This window comes from Pelagibacterium lacus, from assembly GCF_003345525.1.
GTDB lineage: Bacteria > Pseudomonadota > Alphaproteobacteria > Rhizobiales > Devosiaceae > Pelagibacterium > Pelagibacterium lacus.
In genome coordinates this window covers 1-3,208 of sequence record NZ_QQNH01000053.1, presented here as the reverse complement: position 1 = coordinate 3,208, position 3,208 = coordinate 1, and the positions used below count along the sequence as shown (strand labels likewise).

Genomic DNA, 3,208 nt, shown 5'->3' with positions numbered 1-3,208 from the left:
CCGGCGCTCGATACCCCCAACATCAAGTGGCCTGGTTTTGCGCCGCCCAATGGCCGACTTTTACCCCGCCGTTGACATCCGATCGTGGGCACGCTCCAGCCATGGGCAGGGTCAGGATAGGCATTGAGCCTCAGTCCCTCGTGCTCCTTGATGAGCGCGAGGGTCGCACTGTGTACGGCCATATCGGCCTCCTTTGTGATAGTGAGAGAATGCCGTTGGGCCCGCCTCAAATACGGCGAAATCGTGTTGGTTTTTGGTCTTAAAGGGAGCTGTAACAAGTCGCGATAGGAACCTTGCCATGTGATTCACGAATTCCGTGACCATTGGCAATATGTCTAGTTTGAAGTACGGATTTTTACTCTCGTGCAAATCCGATTGATGTCGCTAAAATAGCCACCAACTTGAGGGAGGGCTGATTTTGCGAATCTATCCATTTTCCGGCGACAACGCCTCGGCGACCTTCGAAACAGAAGGCGTTTACCGCGCAGCGCATAATCGAGATCAGACCGTGCTGATTGTCTCGGATATCGATGAAGATACATCCGCGCTGGCAACCCTTTTCCGTCTTGAGGGCTTCCGCGTCATCACATGCACCGATAACGTTCAGGCGCTTGCAGCACTGGGACGCATCTCCGTCACGGTACTGATTGCAAACCTGGAAGCGGCTGCCTCACAGTCATTGCTAGTGAAAGCGCGTGAGCGCCACATGGGCATTGGCGTGTTTATCATTGCCAGAGGCCACGACCTCGACCAGGCTGTCGATGCTATGCGTGCAGGCGCATATGATGTACTCAAGAAGCCGATTAACCCCGAGCGTTTGATCGGAAACGTTCGCGACATGATGCGGCGCAATACCCATATTCTGCCCCCTGTCCAGGGCCAACGTGAAGTGGTTCTGAGGGGCTTCACGAGGCTCACACCACGCGAGCGGGAAGTGCTCGAACTACTGGTGAATGGCAAGTCCAACAAAGAGACGGGCCTTGCGCTGGGAATTTCTGCTCGCACCGTCGAAGTTCATCGAGCACGCGTCATGGAAAAGTTGGGAGCACGAAATACTGCTGATCTTATGCGCATTGTTCTCACGTCCTGATTGACGACACCAATAGTTTGCTTCACAAAGCCGGCGACCTTTGGGGAGGTTGCCGGTGGGACAAAAGAAAGTGAGCGACATTCCGGGCGATCTCGATGAGATCGACCGTAAGGTACGGGTGCTCAAACTGTCGGACGCTGAACTCGCCCAAGCCCGAAGCGCGTTAAGTGCTGTAATTTTTGAGACGTCAGACTACTGGCTCAAGGTGATCGACGACGAGCTTTTACGGCGAGAATTGTTCCCCTGCCTGTAAAGCCTGGGCCCTTGGTGCCCGATGGTAGGGCCCCCTACTTCTCTAGAGCCGCCTGCCCGCCCCCCGGCCAGGCGGCTCGTCTCTCTCAAAGGCTGGATAGTCCCTGCCCGATCCGGCATAGTCCGAGCGCGGATGTTGGCCATGAACGTCCGTAGAGCCGCTCGCCAGCCTCCAATCTGCGGGCGGCTCATCCCTGTTTGCAGTGGAACACCACACACCGACCCGACATTATCAACGGGCGGACGATGGGCGTCCGTAGAGCCGCCCGCCTGTCTCCCACAAACTACGGGCGGCTCGCTCATCTATCTGGCGGAGAATGGAATGTTGCGTCATCATTGAGAAACGGATGGTGGTCATGACATCCGTAGAGTCGCCTGCTGCGGGGGCTCCAGCAGGCGGCTTGCCTCTACGACATGAGGTTCACCGTCTTCACGTTCGAGAGCCCCGACTGCCCGCTGTACAACGATCCAGCCAGGCTCCGACCAATCGCCGAGAAATAGCTCGGCTGGGGGAATTCACCGGTCGAAGCGTCGAACCGGACGCCATTGTTGCCACCCACGAAGGACATGTTCGGCATCATCAGGTCGCGAACGTCGTACCCATCACGGAAGAACAGATGCACGTGGTTCCCGGTCGTGTTGGCCATCTCCGATTGGTATCCGGTGATTATGTTCGTGTTGAACGACTGCGGCTGGATGCCATCGCCGTTCCACTGCGAGATGTGCATCCCATGCCGCTGTGGATTGATCGAGGACACGCCGTCCAGATGCCCGTTGGTCAGCCCGGAGAGATAGAAGCTGTCCAGGGCACTGACCGAAAGGTCACGGTTCATAGCCGTGAGCCCGCTTGCCTGGAGGCGGTCGATCCCTTGGAGCATGAACCCGAAATCGTTGAAGGCCAGCCCATCGCCGTCGTCGCCGCTATCGATGCAGCGAATGTTGCCAAGAGAGATGTCCTTGGTCGTCACGCCGACCGAGCCGGTCCAAATCTTGAACCCGCACTGCCCGCTCCTCTGGCAGAGCAGATCACTCACAAAGATGCGCTCGCATCCCGTCGGGCCGCCCATGCGGAAGCCATGCTCGGGAGCATCGAAGATGCCTCCACTGCTGAGCCATCCGTCGGTGCACGCTCCCATGAGGATGCCGTTCTGGCCGGGATCCGGGGTGCCGTTGGGACTGCGAGACCGAATATCGTAGTGCTTGATCCAGAACTCTGAGATGGAACGGAGATGGAGCCCGCGCATGTAATGCCGAATGTCGACGGACTCCAGACGGAGTTCGTAGCGGCGGACCGCGTCCGTTCCCAAGCTCGCTGCCTGGTCGAACCGGTGCGCCCTCATCTCGTGGAGCTTGACGCGATCTCCGTCCACATGGATCGCCTGATGCAGATCGCTCCCCCGATTGTTCTGCTGCTCCTGGGCAATGACCTCGAAACCACCCTCGGTATCACTGGCAACCTTGATGCCTCGGTAGATCGTGACCCCCTCTGGAATGTCGAGCGCCAGTAGGTCGCCGCGAAAGCCGTCGCTCAAGGCAATCGCCGTCGCGTTGTTGGGAGTGTTCGTCATCTTCCGAAACCGCCCGCCCTCAAGGAACAGACTGACGTCAGACGGCAGGGTGAACGGGGTGTTGAAATGCCAAGTCCTTCCGCGACGCCCGCGATAGGTCTTGCCGGGATTGGCCACCATGAACGATACCAGAGCAGCGATCCCCGCATCGTTGTTCGTGTCGCCATCCCCAACGAGCCAGTCGTCGAGGTCGACGACATCTCCGAATCGCTGGGCAGGTGAGAACGGCGGTGCAAAATTAGTCCACGGTAGCGGCTGGATTGTCCTGCTGCGGGCGGCTTAAAAGTCGTCCACCTAT

The 3,208-nt window shown here is 58.3% G+C and carries 3 protein-coding genes; 2 read left to right on the top strand and 1 reads right to left on the bottom strand.

Annotated features, from left to right (window positions below):
- Nucleotides 1-418: 418 nt before the first annotated feature.
- The gene (locus DVH29_RS15895) at nt 419-1,090 is read left to right on the top strand and encodes a response regulator transcription factor (protein WP_114647166.1); all 672 of its coding nucleotides are present in this window, start codon (nt 419-421) and stop codon (nt 1,088-1,090) included.
- Nucleotides 1,091-1,160: 70 nt separating this feature from the next.
- Nucleotides 1,161-1,343 carry a hypothetical protein gene (locus DVH29_RS15890; protein ID WP_147276149.1) on the top strand — a complete coding sequence of 61 codons (183 nt, stop codon included), beginning with the start codon at nt 1,161-1,163 and terminating at the stop codon, nt 1,341-1,343.
- Nucleotides 1,344-1,749: 406 nt separating this feature from the next.
- Here DVH29_RS15890 and DVH29_RS15885 read toward each other — a convergent pair whose 3' ends face one another.
- A complete protein-coding gene (locus DVH29_RS15885) occupies nt 1,750-3,030 on the bottom strand; it encodes a hypothetical protein (protein WP_114647164.1) in 1,281 nt (426 codons plus the stop codon).
- Nucleotides 3,031-3,208: the final 178 nt, after the last annotated feature.

What these genes read in the sequence shown, in the direction of transcription:
- DVH29_RS15885 (WP_114647164.1), bottom strand. Translation starts at nt 3,030, where the DNA reads ATGGTGGCCAATCCCGGCAAGACCTATCGCGGGCGTCGCGGAAGGACT.